General features: G+C 61.5%; 14 protein-coding genes. 4 read left to right on the forward strand and 10 right to left on the reverse strand.

Translation table 11 applies throughout. From position 1 onward, the window contains the following. Positions 1-49 precede the first annotated feature (49 nt). The 6 genes from RB548_RS30830 to RB548_RS30855 form a co-directional block, all read right to left on the reverse strand. A complete protein-coding gene (locus tag RB548_RS30830) occupies positions 50-1,225 on the reverse strand; it encodes an ABC transporter permease (protein WP_331376167.1) in 1,176 nt (391 codons plus the stop codon). Then, on the reverse strand, positions 1,222-2,220 hold the full coding sequence (locus tag RB548_RS30835; RefSeq protein WP_331376168.1) for an ABC transporter permease: 999 nt from the start codon (positions 2,218-2,220) through the stop codon (positions 1,222-1,224). Before RB548_RS30835 ends, RB548_RS30830 begins: the two co-directional genes overlap by 4 nt. 1 nt (position 2,221) lies before the next feature. Continuing rightward, entirely contained in the window at positions 2,222-4,123 is a 1,902-nt protein-coding gene (locus RB548_RS30840; protein ID WP_331376169.1) for an ABC transporter substrate-binding protein, read from the reverse strand. Beyond that, entirely contained in the window at positions 4,120-6,012 is a 1,893-nt protein-coding gene (locus tag RB548_RS30845; protein WP_331376170.1) for an ABC transporter ATP-binding protein, read from the reverse strand. Before RB548_RS30845 ends, RB548_RS30840 begins: the two co-directional genes overlap by 4 nt. A gap of 223 nt (positions 6,013-6,235) precedes the next feature. Beyond that, on the reverse strand, positions 6,236-7,204 hold the full coding sequence (locus RB548_RS30850) for a polysaccharide lyase (RefSeq protein ID WP_331376171.1): 969 nt from the start codon (positions 7,202-7,204) through the stop codon (positions 6,236-6,238). 31 nt (positions 7,205-7,235) lie between these two features. Further along, positions 7,236-8,585 carry an adenylate/guanylate cyclase domain-containing protein gene (locus RB548_RS30855; protein WP_331376172.1) on the reverse strand — a complete coding sequence of 450 codons (1,350 nt, stop codon included), beginning with the start codon at positions 8,583-8,585 and terminating at the stop codon, positions 7,236-7,238. On the opposite strand from RB548_RS30855, the gene RB548_RS30860 reads away from it, so the two are divergent. Next, positions 8,584-8,793, forward strand: a complete 210-nt coding sequence (locus RB548_RS30860) for a hypothetical protein (protein WP_331376173.1) — start codon at positions 8,584-8,586, stop codon at positions 8,791-8,793. The two genes, RB548_RS30855 and RB548_RS30860, sit on opposite strands and share 2 nt — an antisense overlap. Before the next feature lie 184 nt (positions 8,794-8,977). Beyond that, positions 8,978-10,315: a nucleotide sugar dehydrogenase gene (locus tag RB548_RS30865; protein WP_331376174.1), complete on the forward strand. Its 1,338-nt coding sequence runs from the start codon at positions 8,978-8,980 to the stop codon at positions 10,313-10,315. A 121-nt stretch (positions 10,316-10,436) separates the two neighbouring features. On the opposite strand, the gene RB548_RS30870 is transcribed toward RB548_RS30865, so the two are convergent. Beyond that, positions 10,437-11,600 carry a DUF3095 domain-containing protein gene (locus tag RB548_RS30870; RefSeq protein WP_331376175.1) on the reverse strand — a complete coding sequence of 388 codons (1,164 nt, stop codon included), beginning with the start codon at positions 11,598-11,600 and terminating at the stop codon, positions 10,437-10,439. Positions 11,601-11,854: 254 nt separating this feature from the next. On the opposite strand from RB548_RS30870, the gene RB548_RS30875 reads away from it, so the two are divergent. After that, positions 11,855-12,685, forward strand: a complete 831-nt coding sequence (locus tag RB548_RS30875) for an MBL fold metallo-hydrolase (RefSeq protein ID WP_331376176.1) — start codon at positions 11,855-11,857, stop codon at positions 12,683-12,685. On the opposite strand, the gene RB548_RS30880 is transcribed toward RB548_RS30875, so the two are convergent. The 3 genes from RB548_RS30880 to RB548_RS30890 form a co-directional block, all read right to left on the reverse strand. Continuing rightward, positions 12,672-13,484: a polysaccharide deacetylase family protein gene (locus tag RB548_RS30880; RefSeq protein WP_331376177.1), complete on the reverse strand. Its 813-nt coding sequence runs from the start codon at positions 13,482-13,484 to the stop codon at positions 12,672-12,674. The two genes, RB548_RS30875 and RB548_RS30880, sit on opposite strands and share 14 nt — an antisense overlap. Next, the gene (locus RB548_RS30885; RefSeq protein WP_331376178.1) at positions 13,481-14,578 is read right to left on the reverse strand and encodes a glycosyltransferase family 4 protein; all 1,098 of its coding nucleotides are present in this window, start codon (positions 14,576-14,578) and stop codon (positions 13,481-13,483) included. Before RB548_RS30885 ends, RB548_RS30880 begins: the two co-directional genes overlap by 4 nt. Positions 14,579-14,701: 123 nt before the next feature. Continuing rightward, a complete protein-coding gene (locus tag RB548_RS30890; RefSeq protein WP_331376179.1) occupies positions 14,702-16,822 on the reverse strand; it encodes a mechanosensitive ion channel family protein in 2,121 nt (706 codons plus the stop codon). A gap of 383 nt (positions 16,823-17,205) precedes the next feature. Here RB548_RS30890 and RB548_RS30895 point away from each other — a divergent pair, with 383 nt between their 5' ends. Beyond that, positions 17,206-17,898, forward strand: coding sequence for a hypothetical protein (locus tag RB548_RS30895; RefSeq protein ID WP_331376180.1), 693 nt, complete (start codon positions 17,206-17,208; stop codon positions 17,896-17,898). The last annotated feature ends 187 nt before the right edge of the window (positions 17,899-18,085 follow it).

Here is an 18,085-nt window from a genome sequence, read left to right on the forward strand (position 1 = left end):
GCCTGCAACAGGATGCAGCGCCCGCGGGCAGTCAAAGGAAGTGCCGGCCTTATTTGTAGGGATCGGCGGCGTCGCGCAACCCATCTCCCAGGAAGTTGAACGCCAAAATCACAAGAATGACTGGTACAGTCGGAAACAGCAGCCAAGGATAGAAAGCAATAACGCTGACGCTCTTTGCCTCCGTCAGCAGGATGCCCCAGCTCGTTATCGGCGGGCGCAATCCCAACCCCAGGAAGCTCAGCGCAGTCTCGCCGAGGATCATGCCGGGAATGGAGATCGTCGCCGTTGCAATAAGATGGGACATGAATCCCGGCACGAGGTGGCGCCCGATGATGCGGCTGCTTTTCGCGCCCATCAATTGGGCCGCAAGCACATAATCCTCCTCGCGAAGGGCAAGCAGCTTCGAGCGAACGGCCCGCGCAAGCCCGGTCCAATCGAGAAGCCCCAGGATCACGGTGATACCGAGATAGATTAGGATCGGGCTCCATGTGGCTGGCATGATCGCGGCAAGCGACAGCCACAGTGGAATGCTCGGAATCGACTGGAGCACCTCGATCAACCGCTGGACCAAGAGGTCGAACACGCCGCCGTGGTAGCCGGCAAGGCCACCGATGACGATGCCGAGCACGAAGCTAACTGTAATGCCGAGAAGGCCGATCGTCAGCGAAATCCGCGCGCCGTAGATAATACGCGACAACACATCGCGTCCGAGCCTATCGGTGCCCAGGAGGAAGAGCTGACCGCCCTCGGCAGGGCAGGCCAGATGCAGGTTGCTCTCGAAGAGTCCCCAGAAACGATAACCGTCACCGCGGCAGAAGAATCGGATCGGCTGGATGTCCGAAGGATTGTCCGCGTAGTCCCGCTTCAGCGTTTCCATGTCCAGAGTCATCGTCCGGCCGTAGACGAAAGGACCGACGAACGCGCCTTCATGGAAAAAATGCACTCGCTGCGGCGGCGCGAAGATGAAATCGACATTGCGCGTGTGCAGGTTATACGGCGCCAGAAACTCGCAAAAGAGAATCATGACGTAGAGGGCTGCCAGGAAAATACCGGAGGCGAGCGCCAGCTTGTGCCGCTTGAACTTCCACCACATCAGGCGCAGTTGCGACGCCTGGTTCACGCGCACCTGCTCCTCCGTCATCACCTCGACGGAATAGGGATCGAACGGGGCGGTTGATACGTAATGCGGCAGGGGTTCGCCGGGCGCCGGTATAGGTGACGTCACTTCGTACTCCTGCCTTGCAGACGGATTCTGGGATCGAGAATGGCGAGCGCGAGATCCGATATCAGCACGCCGATGACCGTGAGAAATGCGAGAAACATCAGGAACGAGCCGGCGAGATACATGTCCTGGCTCTGCAGCGCCTTGATCAACATCGGTCCGGTCGTTTCAAGCGAAAGTACGATTGCCGTGATTTCTGCGCCGGAGATGATCGCCGGAAGGATCGAGCCGATATCTGAGATGAAGAAGTTGAGCGCCATGCGCAGCGGGTATTTGAGCAGTGTCCGTGTGGGTGAGAGCCCCTTCGCCCTGGCAGTGACGACATATTGCTTTTGAAGCTCGTCAAGCAGGTTGGCCCTCAGCCGCCGGATCATGCCGGCCGTGCCTGCCGCGCCGACGATGATGACCGGTATCCAGATATGTTCGAGGATCGACCTCGCCTTCGCCCAACTCATGGGCTCGGCGAGATATTTCTGGTCCATGAGGTGTCCGATCGAGGTGCCGAACCAGATATTGGCGAAATACATGAGAATCAGCGCCAGCATGAAGTTCGGCACCGCGATGCCGATGAGGCCTATCAGCGACAGCCCGTAATCGCCCCAGCTATACTGATTCGTGGCGGCATAGATGCCGATCGGGAAGGCGATGATCCAGGTAAAGATGATGGTAAAAAAGGAAACGAGGATCGTCAGCCAGAGCCGGTCTCCGACGACCTCGCTCACCGGCAGTTCGTATTCGAACGAATAGCCGAAGTCGCCCTGCAGCATACCGGCCACCCAATAGATGTAGCGCAGCACCGGCGGCTGATCGAAACCGTACTCTTTGCGCAGGGCGTCAATCTGCTCCATGTTGACGCCTTCACCCTGCGCTCTGATCTCGGCGACGTAGCTCTCGAAGTAGTCCCCGGGCGGCAGCTCGATGATGGCAAACACCAGGGCCGAGATAATGAGGAGGGTCGGGACCATCGCCGCAATACGCCAGAGAATGTATCGCAGCATGTCAGGTGTCCTGTTCAAGCCAGAAGGTGTCGGGATTGTACACGCCGAAATAGGCCGTCGGGTCAAAGCCGTAGAGCGCCTTTTCCGGCACATTGCGAAGCTTCGAGGTGGCGACGATCGGCTGCAGCGATGCATTGACGAGACCGATCGAGAAAACCTGATCGGTGTAGATCGACAGCATCGATTTCCAGATCTCTGTCCGCTCCGCGTCGGTGCTCGAATGCCGCCAGCGCTTAAGCAGGTCAAGAAGCTCGACCACAGGCGGCAGCTCCGGCGCCTCTCCCATTTCCCCGTGCGACAGATAATTGAGCCCCCAGACCGGCCACTGCAACTGGTCGTCCGCCGTCGGCGCAAGCTGGCCAGGATTCATGTCCGCGGTCGGAACGCCGTTGTCGATGCCGAACCACATGGACATGATGATCTCGCCGCCGACCGCGCGGCTGCGGAAGGTGTCGCGCTGGGAGGTGCGGATAAAGAGCGAAATGCCGACCTTCTGCCAGTAGTCGGTTATCAATTGCAGAACATCGGTCTCAAGCGTGCTTTCGCCTGCCGTCTCGACGACGATTTGCGCCGCCCGTCCGTCCGGCAGGATACGGATCCCGTCGCTGCCGCGCTTTGCCAGTCCCGCCTCGTCGAGCAGGCGGTTGGCCTGGTCTGGATCGTGGGCCACCCAGGCGCTTGCAAATTCGGGACGGAACAGTGGACTATCCGGCAGCACCGTATCGGCGCTCTCCTTGGTCAGGCCATAGAAGACCGCCATGTTGATTTCGCGCCGGTCGATCGCCAGCGACAGCGCTCGCCTGACGCGGACATCCTGCAGAAGCGGACGCCATACCGGATCGGAAGCATTGAGATTGGGAAGCAGCGCCAGACGTGACCCTTGCGTCTTCTTCCACAGCTTGACCGTTATCGGATATCGCTTCTCGGCATCCTTCAGGAAAGTGTAGTCGACAAAATCGATGCCGGTCGCCTGGAGATCGCTTTCACCCGTGCCGGTTTTCGCGGGGATGAGCGAGGAGGAGCTGACGCTCAGCACGAACTTGTCGATGTAGGGCAATTGCAGGCCGTTTTCGTCGACCCGGTGGAAATACGGATTGCGCACGAAAATGAACTGCTCGGCTGGAAGCGGTGTGGTGTTCCGCCAGGGATCGAGCGTCGGCAAGTCGGGGTTTTCCGGGCGATAGGAGCGTGCCATACGCATGTGCAGTTGGCTCCACTTCTTGACCCGCTCTTCCTTCATCGTTGCCTTGAGCTTGCCCTCCTCCTGGTACTTCTTGTGGAACTGCTTGAGGTAAGCGGACGGCATGGCGATGACCAACGGCTGCGGAGCGGCCAGCTTCTGCAGGAAATCCGGGTTCGGCATCGTCCAGGAATAACGCACTGTCCGGTCGTCGATGATCTCGAACTTGCCCGCTTCGCCATCCATGACCAGCGCCGTCGGGAGCCCCGCCGGAGAGAGGTCCTCGTTGAGCAGCACGTCCTCCCAACAGTAGCGGAAGTCTTCCGTCGTAAGCGGCGTTCCATCCGACCACTTATGGCCCTCGCGCAGACGCAGGGTGAAGACGCGGTCCTCGACCGTTTCGTAGCTTTCGAGAACGTCGGCCTGAAGGTTCAGCTGCTCGTCGAAGCCGACCAGCCGGGAATAGCCGTAGACCGTCATCAGGCGGATATCCTTGGCGCTGCCGATGAGGCTTCGGATCTCGCCGCCATGCTTGCCGGGCCTGCGCCCCAAGGCCGCGACATTGATCACGCGCGGCGTCTTCGGCAGTCGTTCATTGAGCGGAGGCAGCTTGCCTTCCGCGACCAGCGGCGCGAGCGCCTCGGCCTCGGTCCCCGCCGCGAGCAACCGCGGCGGCAGAACAGTGGAAGCCAGCATCGCCAGCGCCGTTCTCCGGGTGATCATGGGCGCAGCTCCCTTGCATCCACCGACTTTCGAGCAAGGACGAAATGATCACCGCCGAGATTCGCAGGAAAGAGGGCGTCTTCCTCACCATCGTCCGAGAACTGTGCTCCCCACCGGCGCTTGTCCGAGCCTCCGCTTGCCTGGAGGGCGTCGAAATCGAGCTTCCGGTCGAGATCGGGATAGGGCACCGCCGCCAGCAAGGACTTCGTATAGGGGTGTACGGGATTGCGCATCAGCACCTCACGCGGCGCGAGCTCGACGATCCGGCCGGCGCACATCACCGCGATCCGATCCGCCATATAGTCCACCACCGCCAGATTGTGCGAAATGAAAAGCGACGTCAGCCCCAATTCCTTTTGTAAATCCTTGAGAAGGTTGAGGATCTGGGCCTGCACCGAAACATCGAGGGCTGAAACGGGCTCGTCGCAGATCAAGAGGTCCGGAACGAGCGCGAGTGCGCGGGCGATGCCGATGCGCTGCCTCTGACCGCCGGAGAAACTGTGCGGATAGCGGTTGATGAACCGCTGATCGAGGCCGACCGCCTGAAGCAGCGAGCGAACGGTTTCGATCCGCGACTTCGGCGTTCCACGCCCGTGGATCTCGAGCGGCTCGCTGAGAATGTTCTTGACCGTCATGCGCGGCGACAGCGACGAGACCGGGTCCTGGAAAACCATCTGGATTTTCGCGCGCAGCTCCTTCAGCGCCGTGCCCTCGAGCTTCAGGACGTCGACCGCCCCGCCACCGTCATTGTAGGTTATCGAACCTGAATCCGGCGTCACCGCACGCATCAGGATCTTGCTCACCGTCGTCTTGCCGCAACCGCTTTCGCCGACGAGGCCGAGGCATTCGCCGCGGCGAATGTCGAAGCTGACATTGTCGACGGCACGGTGCTGGGAGGCGTCCTTGCCGCCGAACCAACCCGAGCTGCGGGTGGTGAAGGTTTTCGACAGGTTACGGACGGAGATGAGAACATCGGAGTTGGAAGTCTTGCGCGCGGGTCGATTTCCGAGAAGGTTTTCGGCCTTGACCGGCACCTCGCGCAGCGCCTTCAACCGCTCGCCGGGCTTCATGTCGAAGTGCGGCACAGCAGCCATCAGTCCCTTCAGATACGGATGCTGCGGGTTGCGGAAGATCGCATCGACTGGCCCCGCCTCGACGATGTCGCCGTGATAGATGACGACGACTTCGTCGGCCATATTGGCGACGACGCCGAGGTCGTGCGTGATCAGCAGCATGGCCATGTTGAGCTTGGCTTGAAGCTCGCGCAGGAGCTGGAGAATTTGTGCCTGCACCGTCACATCGAGCGCGGTTGTCGGCTCATCGGCAATCAGGAGCGCCGGACGGCATATCAATGCCATGGCAATCATCGCGCGCTGGCGCATCCCGCCGGAAAGCTCGAACGGGTACATGTCGTAAGCGCGCGGCGGGTTGGAGAATCCGACATAGCCCAGAAGCTGCTCGGTCCTCGCTCTCCGCTCTTCCTTATCCGCGTCCGTATGTATCGCCAGCACCTCGGAAATCTGGTTCCCGATCGTGTGGAGCGGCGACAGCGAGGTCATCGGCTCCTGAAAGATCTTGCTGATGCGCGCGCCGCGAATCTCCTGGATCTCGCGGCCGTCGGGCTCGAGCGAGAGCAGATCGACAGGCTTGCCCGCGACGGCCGGGTCGTTGAACAAGACTCGTCCACCAACCCTCGCGACGCTTGGCAGAATGCCCATGATAGCCTGGCTGATGGCCGACTTGCCGGATCCGGACTCACCGACGAGCGCAGTCACCTTCCCCGGAAGAATCCTGAAATTTGCTCCCCTGACGGCTTCCACTTCGCCGCCGAGCACCGAGAATGTGATCCGCAGACCCTCAACCCGCAGCAGGTCCGCCCCTGATGTCATTGCAGCACGCTTCCCTCACTACCCCAGAGCGCCGTACGTTGTCCCAAAACGCACATGGACGCTCTCCTTCTTTGGTTCTACGCATCGTTTCCTCCGAGGCGTTTCCACCTCTCCGGCGATGCCATAGCGTCCGACACCAAAAAAAGAGTAGCCTAGCTTCAGCAGGCTGTCCAGCACGCCCCCGGAAGCGTCAGAAGGGCCGCTGCTGCGCGGCCAGCGCGACTTATGAGAACGGGCAAACGCCGTTCGTCAGGACGTCGGCACACCGCGTCGACCGGCGGAAATCGTCGTAGTAAAGCGTCCAGTTGGTCGTGTCCGCCGCCCGATATGGCCCGAATTTGAAATACTGATTCTGGCCGAGCCCCTTGTCCGCGTGGCCGATATGTCCCTTCACTGTAATGACCGGCTGACCATTGGCGAACAGCTCGATATGTCCGGACCCGTCGGCGCCCGGCTTGGTGAAGACAGCGAAGTCGATCCAGCCGGACTTCGGGTCCGGCAGCGGATTGCCGTGCTTGGTGACGGTGACCCCGGTCGTGCATGAATTGAAAAGGCGGCCGTCTTCAGGCTTCCAGTTTGAATCCGCCGCGACCAGCATGCGCATCTGATTGAGGTCGGGGCGCACCCAGACGGGAACCTCCCCCGGCGCACAGCTCGCCGCCGTGTTCTCCGGCCCTGTGGACACTGGCGGCAGATAATTGGTCTCAACGGTAACGAAGAGCTTACCCAAGCTCATGCGGAACGCCAGAAAGGGGCTGAAGTCGCCGTTAGCACCGTGGTCGATTTCGCGTTTCCATTGCGCAATGAGATAGCGATGGTCTCCATTCGGCACCGGATCGGCGAACTTGACCGAAAAGCCGTACCAGACTCCCTGGTCGTAAGGCACGCGCAACGCGGTCTTCTCCCAGATTTCCGCCCGCTCGCTGCACCCGTCGTCCGCCGGCGGGCATTTCGGTACGATGGACAGTTTCAGACCACCATTCCCGGTGCGCTTGACGTCGCTCTGGAACACGTAGGAACCGGCGCTTTGCTCGAAGTTGTCGCGATAGTAGAGCCCGCCTTCCGGGGCGAAATCCTTACCCTCGAACCCGTCGACCAGCTTCTGATCCGGGGGCGGTTGCTGTTCTGCCGATTGAGCATGCGCAACGCTTGTCGCAGCGAGGGCTGCGGCCAGAAAAACCACGCGGAACATCGAACCTCCTTAAAGCAAGCATCTTGTCGATCTATTGCAGCATCTTGTCGATGAGGCCGCGTGGCCCCGGCGACCGCTTCGTATTGCGATAGAGCAACATGACATGCTCTGCCTCGGAAAGTCCATCCTGAGTTGCATCGTCGGGGCGCTCCTCCGCGATCGCCGCAAGCGCCGCATCCTTGGGATAGAGGATGGTGAATTTCTGCCGGACTCCGCGCAATTTCTCCTGTCCGAGCGTCGCCCAATCACCGCCGCAATAATTGACGAAGGCCTCGCTGGCGACGACGTTGTGAGCGTATTTCTTCGTCAGGTTCTGCAGCCGCTGCACCTCGTTCACCGCCGAGCCGAAGACCGAAAAGGTCAGCCGGTCGCGTAGCCCGACATTGCCGAACATGACGTTGCCGACATGGAGGCCGATTCCATAGCCGATCGGATCGCGCCCCTGTCTCTTTCTTTCCGCGTTGAGGGCCGCCACCCGCGCCGTCGCCGCGCTCACCGCCGCGAACGCCTCGCGACTCGCCATTTCCGACGGCTCCTTGTGACGGCCGCATGGATAGACGGCAATGAACCCGTCTCCAACAAAGCTCAGGATCTGTCCGCCGTTTCGATTGAACGGCGTCGCGATCGCATCGAAGAAACCGTTGAGCGTCTCGATATAGGCCTGGCGGCCTTCCTTCTCCGCGAGCATGGTCGATCCCCGCATGTCCGCCATCACCAGGACGGCGCGAACCGTCTCGCCGTCGCCGCGCCGCACCTGCCCGCTCATCACGCGCCGTCCGGCGTTGGCGCCGAGATACGTCGTCAGCATGTTGTCGGCGAGCTTGCCGAGGACGGCGACCTTGGCAGCAACCGCCAGATGATTCTGAAGCTTGAGCAGCGCCGCGATTACGTCGTCGCTGAAGCCGCCATGGCGATCCGTCGTCCAGGATCCCACCATGCCATGGTCGGAATCGGTCCCGAGCGGCTGCATGAAGGCCAGATAATCGGTGGCCCCGGCGTCTTTCAGCTCGTCGAAAATCGGAAACTCCGACGGCTCCGCCGGATCGATGCGCCGCCTCACGTGGTCGAGGTTGTTGTTGAGCAGATAGTAATAGGGGCTGCGCAGGAACCGCTCGGGATTGAGCGCCAGCTCCTCATGGCGCAAACCGCTCACCTCGACGCCCTTGCCCCGCCACCAGGTAAAACCGAGCGCGTCGTAGAGCGGATGCAGCATCGAGAAGGAGAGATGGACGCGCATGAGCGGCAGGCCGGCGGCGGCCAGCCGTTCGCAGAAGCCGCGCACGAGGGTTTCGAGCGTCTCGTCGCTCAAGGATGCTCGCATGAGCCAGGCTGCGACCTTGTCCAGAAGAATTTCGGAAACGCTGTTGTTGATCGGGCTCATGGCATTCCTCATCATCGGCATGACGGCCAACACCGACGGCTATCGCGCGGACCTTGCAATCAAGGCCGCGTCCACCTGTGATGCCCGTTGTAACGAACGGCGTCTGCTGCGCTTGGCGGCAGTTGATGCGGCGATTGAATCGCAGCATCCTCTTCCCTGGAGATATTCACCGGCGAGCGCGATTTCCAGAGACGTCCGAAATTTTTGATCATGCGCCAATGCTACACGGGATTGATCGTGCAATTGCACCCTGTAATTGTTGGGGTGGCCCGCGACGCGCCGGCCGACGCTTGACTTGCGACGCCTTTCTCGCCAACAAAACGGCGACATGTTTCGGCAACCGGGATCGTCGCAATCACCCGCCCTGCCCCCCTGACAGATGGAACCCTATCTTGACCCCCCTTCATCACGACAGGCTGCTTGAATCGATCTCAGCGCGCCAGGCACGCGTCGGCGTCATCGGCCTCGGCTATGTCGGTCTGCCGCTCGCCGTTGCGGTGGCACGCTCCGGTTTTCCGGTAACCGGTTTCGACATCGATCCCGCGAAGATCGTCACCCTGGATGGCGGCCGCTCCTATATCGAGGCGGTGACGGATGAGGCGCTTGGCCGTGAGATGGCCGGGGGCCGGTTCCGTTCGACGACCGATTTCTCCGATCTTGCCTTGTGCGACGTGATCGTCATCTGCGTGCCAACGCCATTGACCAGGCATCGCGATCCCGACCTCTCCTTCGTGGAAGGAACGGCACGCTCGATCGCCGCCACGCTGAGGCCGGGCCAACTCGTTGTGCTCGAATCGACCACCTATCCCGGCACCACCGACGGCATCGTCCGTTCGATCCTCGAAGAAACGGGGCTAAAGTCCGGCGAAGACTTCTTCATCGGCTTCTCGCCGGAGCGCGAAGACCCGGGCAACCGCGCCTTTGAAACCGCGAGCATCCCGAAGATCGTCGCCGGTGACGGACCGCGGGCGGCGGCCCTGATGCAGCAGTTCTACGGCGCCGTGGTCGAGACCGTCGTCCCGGTTTCCTCGAACGCCACGGCCGAAGCCGTGAAGCTCACCGAGAACATCTTCCGCGCCGTCAACATTGCTCTCGTCAACGAGCTCAAGGTCGTCTACGAGGCCATGGGGATCGACATATGGGAAGTCATCGAGGCGGCCAAAACGAAACCGTTCGGCTACATGCCCTTCTACCCCGGACCGGGCCTCGGCGGACATTGCATCCCGATCGACCCGTTCTATCTCACCTGGAAATCCCGCGAATACGAGCTGCCGACCCGTTTCATCGAACTCGCCGGGGAAATCAATTCGGCGATGCCGCGCCATGTCGTCAGCCGGCTCGCCGAGGCGCTCGACAGGCGGCAGGGCAAGGCGCTCAGCCGCTCGAACGTTCTCGTCATTGGTCTCGCCTACAAGAAGAACGTGCCGGATATTCGCGAAAGCCCCTCGCTCAGGCTGATCGAGCTCATCGAGGAGCGCGGCGGCAGCGCTGCCTTCCATGATCCGCATGTCGAAGAGATCCCCTCGACCCGCGAGCATCTCGCCTTGAAGGGCCGTCGATCGGTCCCCTTCAACGAGGAAAGCGTGCGCCGGTTCGACGCGGTGCTTGTCGCAACGGATCATGACGGCATCGACTACAGGGCGCTGGCCGATTGGGCGTCTCTGATCGTCGATACGCGCAACGTTTTTGCGCGGCTCGGCATTGCTGCGGACCACGTGGTCAAGGCCTGACCTCCCTCGCGAGCGGCGGCTAGATCATTTCATTGTTTCTCTGAAACAGTGAAATGATCTAACTATTTGAAATTACGCAATTCCGGGCGGAAAACCGTTACACACTTTTCCTGGAATTGCTCTAGCCGACTGGGGCGAGCGTCGCCTTGAGATTCTTCGCCGCCATGGCGTAGCCGCCGGCTGCCCCGTCGATGAAATGCACGTGATCGCGGCTCATGGCCGCCGGCACGATACAGGTCATCAGCGCAGAATCCTGCTGATGCAACCCGTAGCTGGAGACGCCGCCCTCAGCCGCCCTCTTCAGCCTTTGCTCGATCTGGCGCAGCCGCTCGATGCCGATATCGATCGTCATCTTCAGCCCGTCGTCGAATTTGCGAAAGTCGGAGTTCCTGACTAGGTCGCGCTTGTATTGCGTGGTATCGAACTTGCCGATGTTCCACCCCAACTTGAAGCACACGAACAGCATCAGGCTCTGCAAGGTGATCCACGACCAGGCGAGAAGGCGTCGGCCTTTCCGCGCCACGGCGCGCGACTCGACTGCAACCCCTTGCATGGAGAGCCGAGGCTCGGGACCGTTTTCCGGGACCGGATGCCCGCCTCGTTCCTCGCCTTCGGCCAATGCCACGATGTCGCCGACAAGTGCCTGGAATTCCGGACCATTGCCAAGCAGACCCGGGACAGCAATGATCGAGACGATTGCCCCGTGGCGGGAGACAATCGGATTCCAGCGGCAGGACAGCCCGGTCAGATCCGGCCTGCTTCCGGCCGCCGCGGCCTCGATCTGGTAGCGCCCGGCCTTCATTTCCGCCTCTGCCCAGCTGGCACCGCCACCGGAAAACATGGCGTAGGAGACTTCCTCGCTCGCCTTGAAGCGCGCGACGCGCATGTCGAGCCCGCTGGCGCGGATGTCCGCAACTGGAACAAGTGCTGCACGCAGTTCGAGGCCCAGCTCTTCCGCGACCCAGGTCTTGGCGGCCGCCAATGCTGCACGCGCTTTCGCCTCCATCGCCGCTGGGATTGCCGCAAGTGCCCCATCACCGCCGAAGACGAAGGGCAGGTTTCTTTCATCGAGCGCATTCATCAACGCCGATATGACGCTTGCCCCCGCCATGTTGACGCTCTTGTAACGACCCTCCGCGATAGCGCTGGTCGAATCGACGATGTCGGCGACCGCCAGCACCCATCCATCCGGCAGGGGCCGATAGTTCGCCTCGTCGGCAACCCCCTCGAATGCCTCGAAAAGGGGAAGGGCGTCGTAGAACTGCATATCAGCTGCCTGCGCCATGACTGCGTCCAACCCTTTCGACTTTAGCCCAACGCGCACGAGAATCGCTTTATTCTTCTTCGTTTCGCTCTAAATTACGTTAGATCGGAAGATAAAGTTTCAAAACAGGCTTTGGAGAGCAGGACTTAGAAATAAAGCACCCCTACAATCTAATTGGACCTTATGCCGTTGCAGGACCCTTATGATCTGTGCTTGTCTAAGGAAATGCACGCAGGCAAAAGCGCCGAGGCGAGCAGGACGAAGCCAAAACGGGAATGCAGGAAAACACCTTTCGAGTGCGGTTCTGGGGAGTGCGAGGCAGTTTGCCGGTATCCGGCGAACAATTTCTACGCTATGGAGGCAATACACCCTGCATCGAAGTCCGTTGCGGCAGCGAAGTCCTGATCTTCGATGCAGGCTCAGGTCTGCGCGAAGCCGGCGTGGCGCTCACGTTGGAGGGCATCTCGGCATTCGACCTGTTCTTCACTCATAGCCACTACGACCACATCATCGGCCTCCCCTATTTCAAACCGATCTATAACTGCAGCACTGCTGTGCGTTTCTGGTCCGGCCATCTTTACGGCAGGATGAGCACCAAGCGAATGATCGGCGAGTTCATGCGGCCGCCATGGTTCCCGGTCGATAGCGACATTTGTCAGGCGAGCATGGACACTGTCGACTTCCGCCCGGGAGAGGAGCTCGCGCCCCGCAAAGGGGTTACCATCCGCACGATGAGCCTCAATCACCCCGGCGGGTGCGTGGGCTACAGGGTCGACTGGGGCGGCCGTGCCGTCGCCTTGATATACGACACCGAACACGAGGCCGGTATCCTCGATCCCGCACTCCTCGAGTTCATCGCCGGCGCTGACCTCATGGTCTACGACTGCACCTATCTCGAGTCGGAAATGCCAACCTATCGAGGCTATGGACACTCGACCGGCATGCACGGCGCCAAGCTGGCGCAAGCGGCGGGCGTGCGGCGCCTGGCAATGTTCCACCACGATCCGTCGCGCACGGATCTCGAGCTCGCGGCGATGGAACAGGACGTCCAGGCGTTTTTCGACGGGGCCTTTGCGGCCCGGGACCGCCAGATCATCGAGCTATGAGGTCGCCTACCCTGCGCCAGCGGCAGGCGGGGTGCGCGGCGGTCAGTTCGAACAATCGCGACAGAAATTCCCATACGCTCTCGTCATGGACCAGATGGTGCGTGAGAATGCCGACCGCCTCCTCGGCGAGGTTCATCTCGTCCAGGCGCCGTACGATGTCTTGAATGATTTCCCGGTGATCCCGACAGCCGCGCGTTCCGTGCCAGTCCATCACGTCGACATGCGTGTTGACGAGGCTCAGACCGGGCCGGGGAAAAGCCGATGTGATCGACCCGCTCTTCATGGTCTTTGCCCCATCATCCGGCTTGCTCGGGCTCCTTTCGGGGCCAAAGACCGAAAGGGCCATGAAGCCGATGGCGGGCAGCCCCGCGAGAAGCCCCGGATCGATCCGGTTCCATGGCGGAACGAGCAGCGGGATGAAAGAGGACGGATGGAGCACCCTGAGATGGGAGTACCCTCTGCCCAATTCGTCGAGAACGACCTCTCGCGGCCGGTGGCCGCCAAGCTCCTGCCGCTTTTCCGCCGGCGGTGCATGGTTTTGGTGCGTCCAGCCGTGAACGGCAATGCTGATATCGTCACGGCTGGCGAGGTAATGCGAGAGCTCGCCGCTCGTGTGTGCCGGGATGACGGCCAAGGTGACCGGCACGGAAAAACGATCCGCCAGATCCACCAGCCGGTCGAGCTCCGCCGTCGGCGCGACGGCATCGTCGTCGCGCAACCAGAAATCGGCGCGCCGCCCGGCCGCCCGCAAGCGATCCAGCCTGTCGACCATCGGCTGCCAGATCGACGTCTCGGTCATGCGGCCTTCTCCACAAAGTCCCTGAAAATCTCGCCAAGGCGCGTTGCAGCCGCCTGCAACGAGCGCTGCTCGATGACGAAGCGGCGCGCGCTTGCTCCAAACTCGGCGCGCAGGCCCCTGTCGCCGGCCAGCCGCCGGATCGCCGCAGCGAACAGGTCGACATCACCGGCCTCCGTCAACAATCCCGTTTGCCCGTCCCTGACCACTTCCGGAACACCGGCAGTTCGTTGCGCGACGACCGGCAGGCCGGCCGCCTGGGCCTCCAGATAGGAGAGGCCATAGGCCTCGCCGCAACCCGGCCAGACGTAGACATCGCCGCGCGCAAGAATCCCCGCGATCGACCCGGGCTCCCTCTCGCCGAGCCAATCCAGCCTCTCGGCCGGAAGCCCGGAGAAGGCCTCCCGCACCTGCGCCCGGGCGGGCCCATCGCCGACGATCGACATTCTCCAGGGCAGATCGACCACAAGGGCCAGAGCCTTGGCGAGCATCCGGTAGCTGTCCATCTTGTCGCCCGGCCGCATCATCGCCACTGCCAGCAGCCGGCACAGGTCGGTCAGGGATTGTCGGGGTTCGTGGAACGGCTCCACGTCTATGAACGGTGCAAGCATGGCATATCGGCCATCCGGTATCGCCTCTTCCAGGCCTTCGCGGTCGCGCTGCGTAAAGCAGATATTGACGGCAGCATGCCTGGCACCGGCCGCTACTTCATCCTGTGCCGGTTTCCTGGCGCCCACGTTGCGGCGGTAGGAGTAGGAGCTCTCGGCGGTGACATACGGAATGGAGAATTCCGCCGAAATGCGGGGACCGATGAGGTCCGGCGCCTTGTAGTAAGGATGGTAGCAGAACCAAGCGTCGGGCGGCCCCTCGGTGCGCCAAAGACGGCGAAGACGGCGAACCTCGAGATCGGCTTCCGTTCGAAGCGACGAAAGTTGCTCGTTGGATGCCTCGCGTGAAAAGCCGCGCAGTTGCGAAACGATGCCGATGTCATGGCCGCCCAGCCGAAGCGCATCGATCAGCAGGCGCGCCATCTGCCTGTCGCCGGAGGGGACGGGATGATCGGGCGATTTCAAAGGCGCGTAAAAGGCGATCTTCATTCGACGCGAGCTATCTCGCCTTGGCGATCGGATGTCAACATGGGCCGGAACGAGGGTTGCCCGGCGGCCGGCGTCGCCCGCACACCGAGCAGACCCGGCGGACCCGTTCCGCATCGCGGCGGTTTATTCCGCCGCTGCTTCTCCGCCCTGCGCCAAAGCAGCAGCCTTCTTCTTCTCAATCGCGTCGCGTGTCGCGGCGGCGGCGGCCGTCGCCGATTGCGCTTCGTCACCTGCGACCTGCACCGTCGGCGAGGCAAACGAGATGCCGTTCGTCTTGAAGGCATCCTTGATCAGCGCCTGCGCCCGCCGCCGGATCTGGGTCTGGTTGCCCGGCTTGGTTTTCATGGCAAAGCTGAGGGTCACGCCGTAATCGCCGAACTGCTCGACGCCCTTCATCTTCACCGTTTCAATGATCAACGGCGCGAGCTCCGGGTCCTCGAGCAGTGCAGCCCCGACACCCTTCACCACCTTCTTCACCTTGGCGACATCGGTGTCGTAAGAGACGTTGATCTTGAACTTGTCGATCACCCAGTCGCGGCTCATGTTCTGGACTGCGCCGAGCGAGCCGAATGGCACGGTGAACACCGGGCCGCGGTGGTGGCGCAGCTTGACGGAGCGGATGCTGAAGGACTCGACCGTCCCCATATAGCTGCCGCTCTGGATGTATTCGCCCACCCGAAAAGCATCGTCCATCATGTAGAAAATGCCGCTGATGACGTCCTTGACCAAGCTCTGGGAGCCGAAGCCTAGCGCGACCCCGAATACCCCAGCACCGGCAATCAGCGGCCCGATCGCAACGCCGAGTCCGGAAAGGACCATCAGAACGGCGACCACCGCGATGGAGACTGCGAGGAAATTGCGCAGGATCGGCAACAGCGTGAGTAGCCGCGTGTTACGTGCAAGCCGCACCGGGTCCGCTTCGTCGACACTGGCCTGTTTCATGCGCAGATTGATGAACTCCTTCGCCAGTTGCCAGATCAAGTCTGCCGCGAGCAGGATGACTATCCCGGCAAGAACGCCGCGGAAGATGCGGTTGAAGACATCATCGTGCATCATGGCGGCTCCGTTGAAACGGAAGACGACAGCGAGCCAGGCGGCCGCCAGCGCGATGATCACCAGCCGGGCGCCCCGTTCGATCAACACATTGCGCAGCACGCGCATACCGTCGGTCGCCGAGGTTTCGAGCATCGTCCTCGTCGTCGCGCTGGTAAAGCGCAGCAGCGGCGGCAAGCCGAGCACGTAGACTCCGATCCAGAACAGGACCTCCATGTCGGCGACCCAAAGGAGCCACAGCAGGACCAGGAGCGCGACAATCATCGCATTGCGGAGCATCCGGCGCCCCGCCGTCGTGACCTCAGTAGGCCGGCGAAGAGCCGTGTCGATCGCGAGACCGAGCACGACAAGCCCGAGAATGGCGGCAACAAGTTTGCTAACGTCTTCCGGAAACGAAAGCGCCTGCATCAGATCGACAACCGCCCACGTAAAAGCCAGCGCGCAGATAAACAGCACCGATCGATTGAACCAGAAGCGTGCAGCGTCGGGGCCAAGTGCGGCGTGCTCTCCTTCTCCTGCCGGTGTCGCGGCTACCTTGGCCGCCGGCTTGAACACGGCAGATGCGACGGCAATCAACAGGCGAGCGACGATCCAGGCGACGAGCAGCGGCGCGACCGCCGCCTCAAGTCGGTGCGGCCAATCGGATAGCACGAAGGCGGCAACGCCGCCGATTGCAAAGGCCACGAGAGGGGCGATGCGGATGAAGGCGCCAAGACCGCCGCCGTACTGGGCAGCATTGCGGTCAGCACTGCGCCGCAGGAAATAGCGCAGCAGATATTCGGCGCCGTAGCCGACGAGCAAGATGAAGGCGAACCCGCGCAGAATTGGCATCGCTCCCTGGTTCTGCATATCGCTGGTGATGCGATCCTTCGCGGCCCGCCACTCGGGAACCATCCGTGGAACCGCGTTCCGCATGCCGCCCAGGTGCTTCTTGATTTCCGCGACCCATTGGGAGGCAAGCCCGGTGGACGGCGCCGGCGCCGCTGGCTGAGCCGCCGGCTTGGACGCCAGCCATTGGCGAACCTCGGGATCATCGAGCAACTCGATCAGTTGCTGCACCTTGGCCGGCGGCGGCGCGGCCGTCGGCTCCTGCGCGGCCAGAGGGCCTGTGAGCGCGAAAATCAACTGGAGCAACAGGACAAAGAAGGCGAGAATGACGCCTTTCCTGCAATGAATTGAAGCTGCACGCATAAAACCAGCCCTTCCCATTGCGACGATGACCCGCTACCGCGCCGCGTGTCTTATCAGACGCGCAAAGGACGCTGTAGCACTTTGAATCTCTGCATGTTTTTATCCTTAAATCGGCTACGATTTAAGGAAGCATGCAGTTGGCGGTTAGCCTACACCTTATCCTACATAGCAGATGACTAATAAAAGTGTCACAGCGCAACGCCATCCTGCTCAATCTGATCTATCATTGATCGAACCCGGGGACACGCACGTGCAAGGCGGATCGCGTGCGCTACGATTTCCGCGTACCCCCGCGGGCAGTGTGGCCGTTGGGGACTTGAAACCGGCCGTTGCACGCATAGTTTTCCGGAAGGGAATTTCGCGATCAAGGAGGGGAAGCCGAGATGCCGAAGAAGATTGCAAAGACAGGCGCCATCCAGGGAAGCCCCATTGCCTCGACGCGACTGCTGACCGGCGCCCTGGCTATGGCCCTCCTCCTTTTCTCTGCCGGCGGCATGTCGGCTAAGGACGGCAGGCTTTCAGGCCTGCCTTCCCTGATCCTCGGCGGCCAGACCGCCGAGGCGCCGACGTACAATTTCGAGCAGCCATTCGTCGAGGAGGTCAAGACGCCGACCATCACCATCGCCCTCGACAAGACGACGCTCGACGACATCAAAGCTGCATTTGGCGGTGAAGTTCGGATTCGCTCGGCCGGGGAGATTGCGGTCGGGTGGCTGTGCTACACCTTTGCCTCGCAATCCGTTCAGCGCGAAGTCTGGTTCATTGCCAACGACATGCGGGCAGCATCTGCGGCGGGACAAGTCGTCAATATGATTGCGGTCGAGGAGACGTCCGAGGATCAACCCGATTGCGACAAGGGACAGTTCGATGTTCAGGACTGGACAATTCCGGTCCCGACGCTCGGCGACAACAACGCATCCCTTCAACAACGCTTCGGCAGCGCTCCGGAGAGCGGCCTGGTCCGCTACGCTCATGAAGGAGCCAGCGCAGATGCGCAAATATCGCAGTCGCTGGTCTATCGTTTGAAGGACGGCAAGATCAATGCTGTCGCCTTCACGCAGGTCAAGTCAAAATAATTGCAATCAGCCGCGGTGCGAAACTGACAAAGCACCGGAGGGAGCTAATACTCTCGCTCAATCACGCCTCCTACAGCGCCGCGCGTCTTACAGGAAGCGCGAAGGACGCTGCAGCACTTTGAATTGCTGCATGTTTTAAATCGGCTACGATTAAAGGAGACATGCGGTAGAGGCCGGCAAACCACCC

This window comes from Sinorhizobium chiapasense (assembly GCF_036488675.1).
GTDB lineage: Bacteria > Pseudomonadota > Alphaproteobacteria > Rhizobiales > Rhizobiaceae > Sinorhizobium > Sinorhizobium chiapasense.

Bases quoted from the DNA above. Each gene is read 5' to 3' on its own strand.
- RB548_RS30835 (WP_331376168.1), bottom strand. From the start codon at position 2,220: ATGCTGCGATACATTCTCTGGCGTATTGCGGCGATGGTCCCGACCCTC.
- RB548_RS30840 (WP_331376169.1), bottom strand. From the start codon at position 4,123: ATGATCACCCGGAGAACGGCGCTGGCGATGCTGGCTTCCACTGTTCTG.
- RB548_RS30845 (WP_331376170.1), bottom strand. From the start codon at position 6,012: ATGACATCAGGGGCGGACCTGCTGCGGGTTGAGGGTCTGCGGATCACA.
- RB548_RS30850 (WP_331376171.1), bottom strand. From the start codon at position 7,204: ATGTTCCGCGTGGTTTTTCTGGCCGCAGCCCTCGCTGCGACAAGCGTT.
- RB548_RS30860 (WP_331376173.1), top strand. From the start codon at position 8,584: ATGGCATTCCTCATCATCGGCATGACGGCCAACACCGACGGCTATCGC.
- RB548_RS30855 (WP_331376172.1), bottom strand. From the start codon at position 8,585: ATGAGCCCGATCAACAACAGCGTTTCCGAAATTCTTCTGGACAAGGTC.
- RB548_RS30870 (WP_331376175.1), bottom strand. From the start codon at position 11,600: ATGGCGCAGGCAGCTGATATGCAGTTCTACGACGCCCTTCCCCTTTTC.
- RB548_RS30875 (WP_331376176.1), top strand. From the start codon at position 11,855: ATGCAGGAAAACACCTTTCGAGTGCGGTTCTGGGGAGTGCGAGGCAGT.
- RB548_RS30880 (WP_331376177.1), bottom strand. From the start codon at position 13,484: ATGACCGAGACGTCGATCTGGCAGCCGATGGTCGACAGGCTGGATCGC.
- RB548_RS30885 (WP_331376178.1), bottom strand. From the start codon at position 14,578: ATGAAGATCGCCTTTTACGCGCCTTTGAAATCGCCCGATCATCCCGTC.
- RB548_RS30890 (WP_331376179.1), bottom strand. From the start codon at position 16,822: ATGCGTGCAGCTTCAATTCATTGCAGGAAAGGCGTCATTCTCGCCTTC.
- RB548_RS30895 (WP_331376180.1), top strand. From the start codon at position 17,206: ATGCCGAAGAAGATTGCAAAGACAGGCGCCATCCAGGGAAGCCCCATT.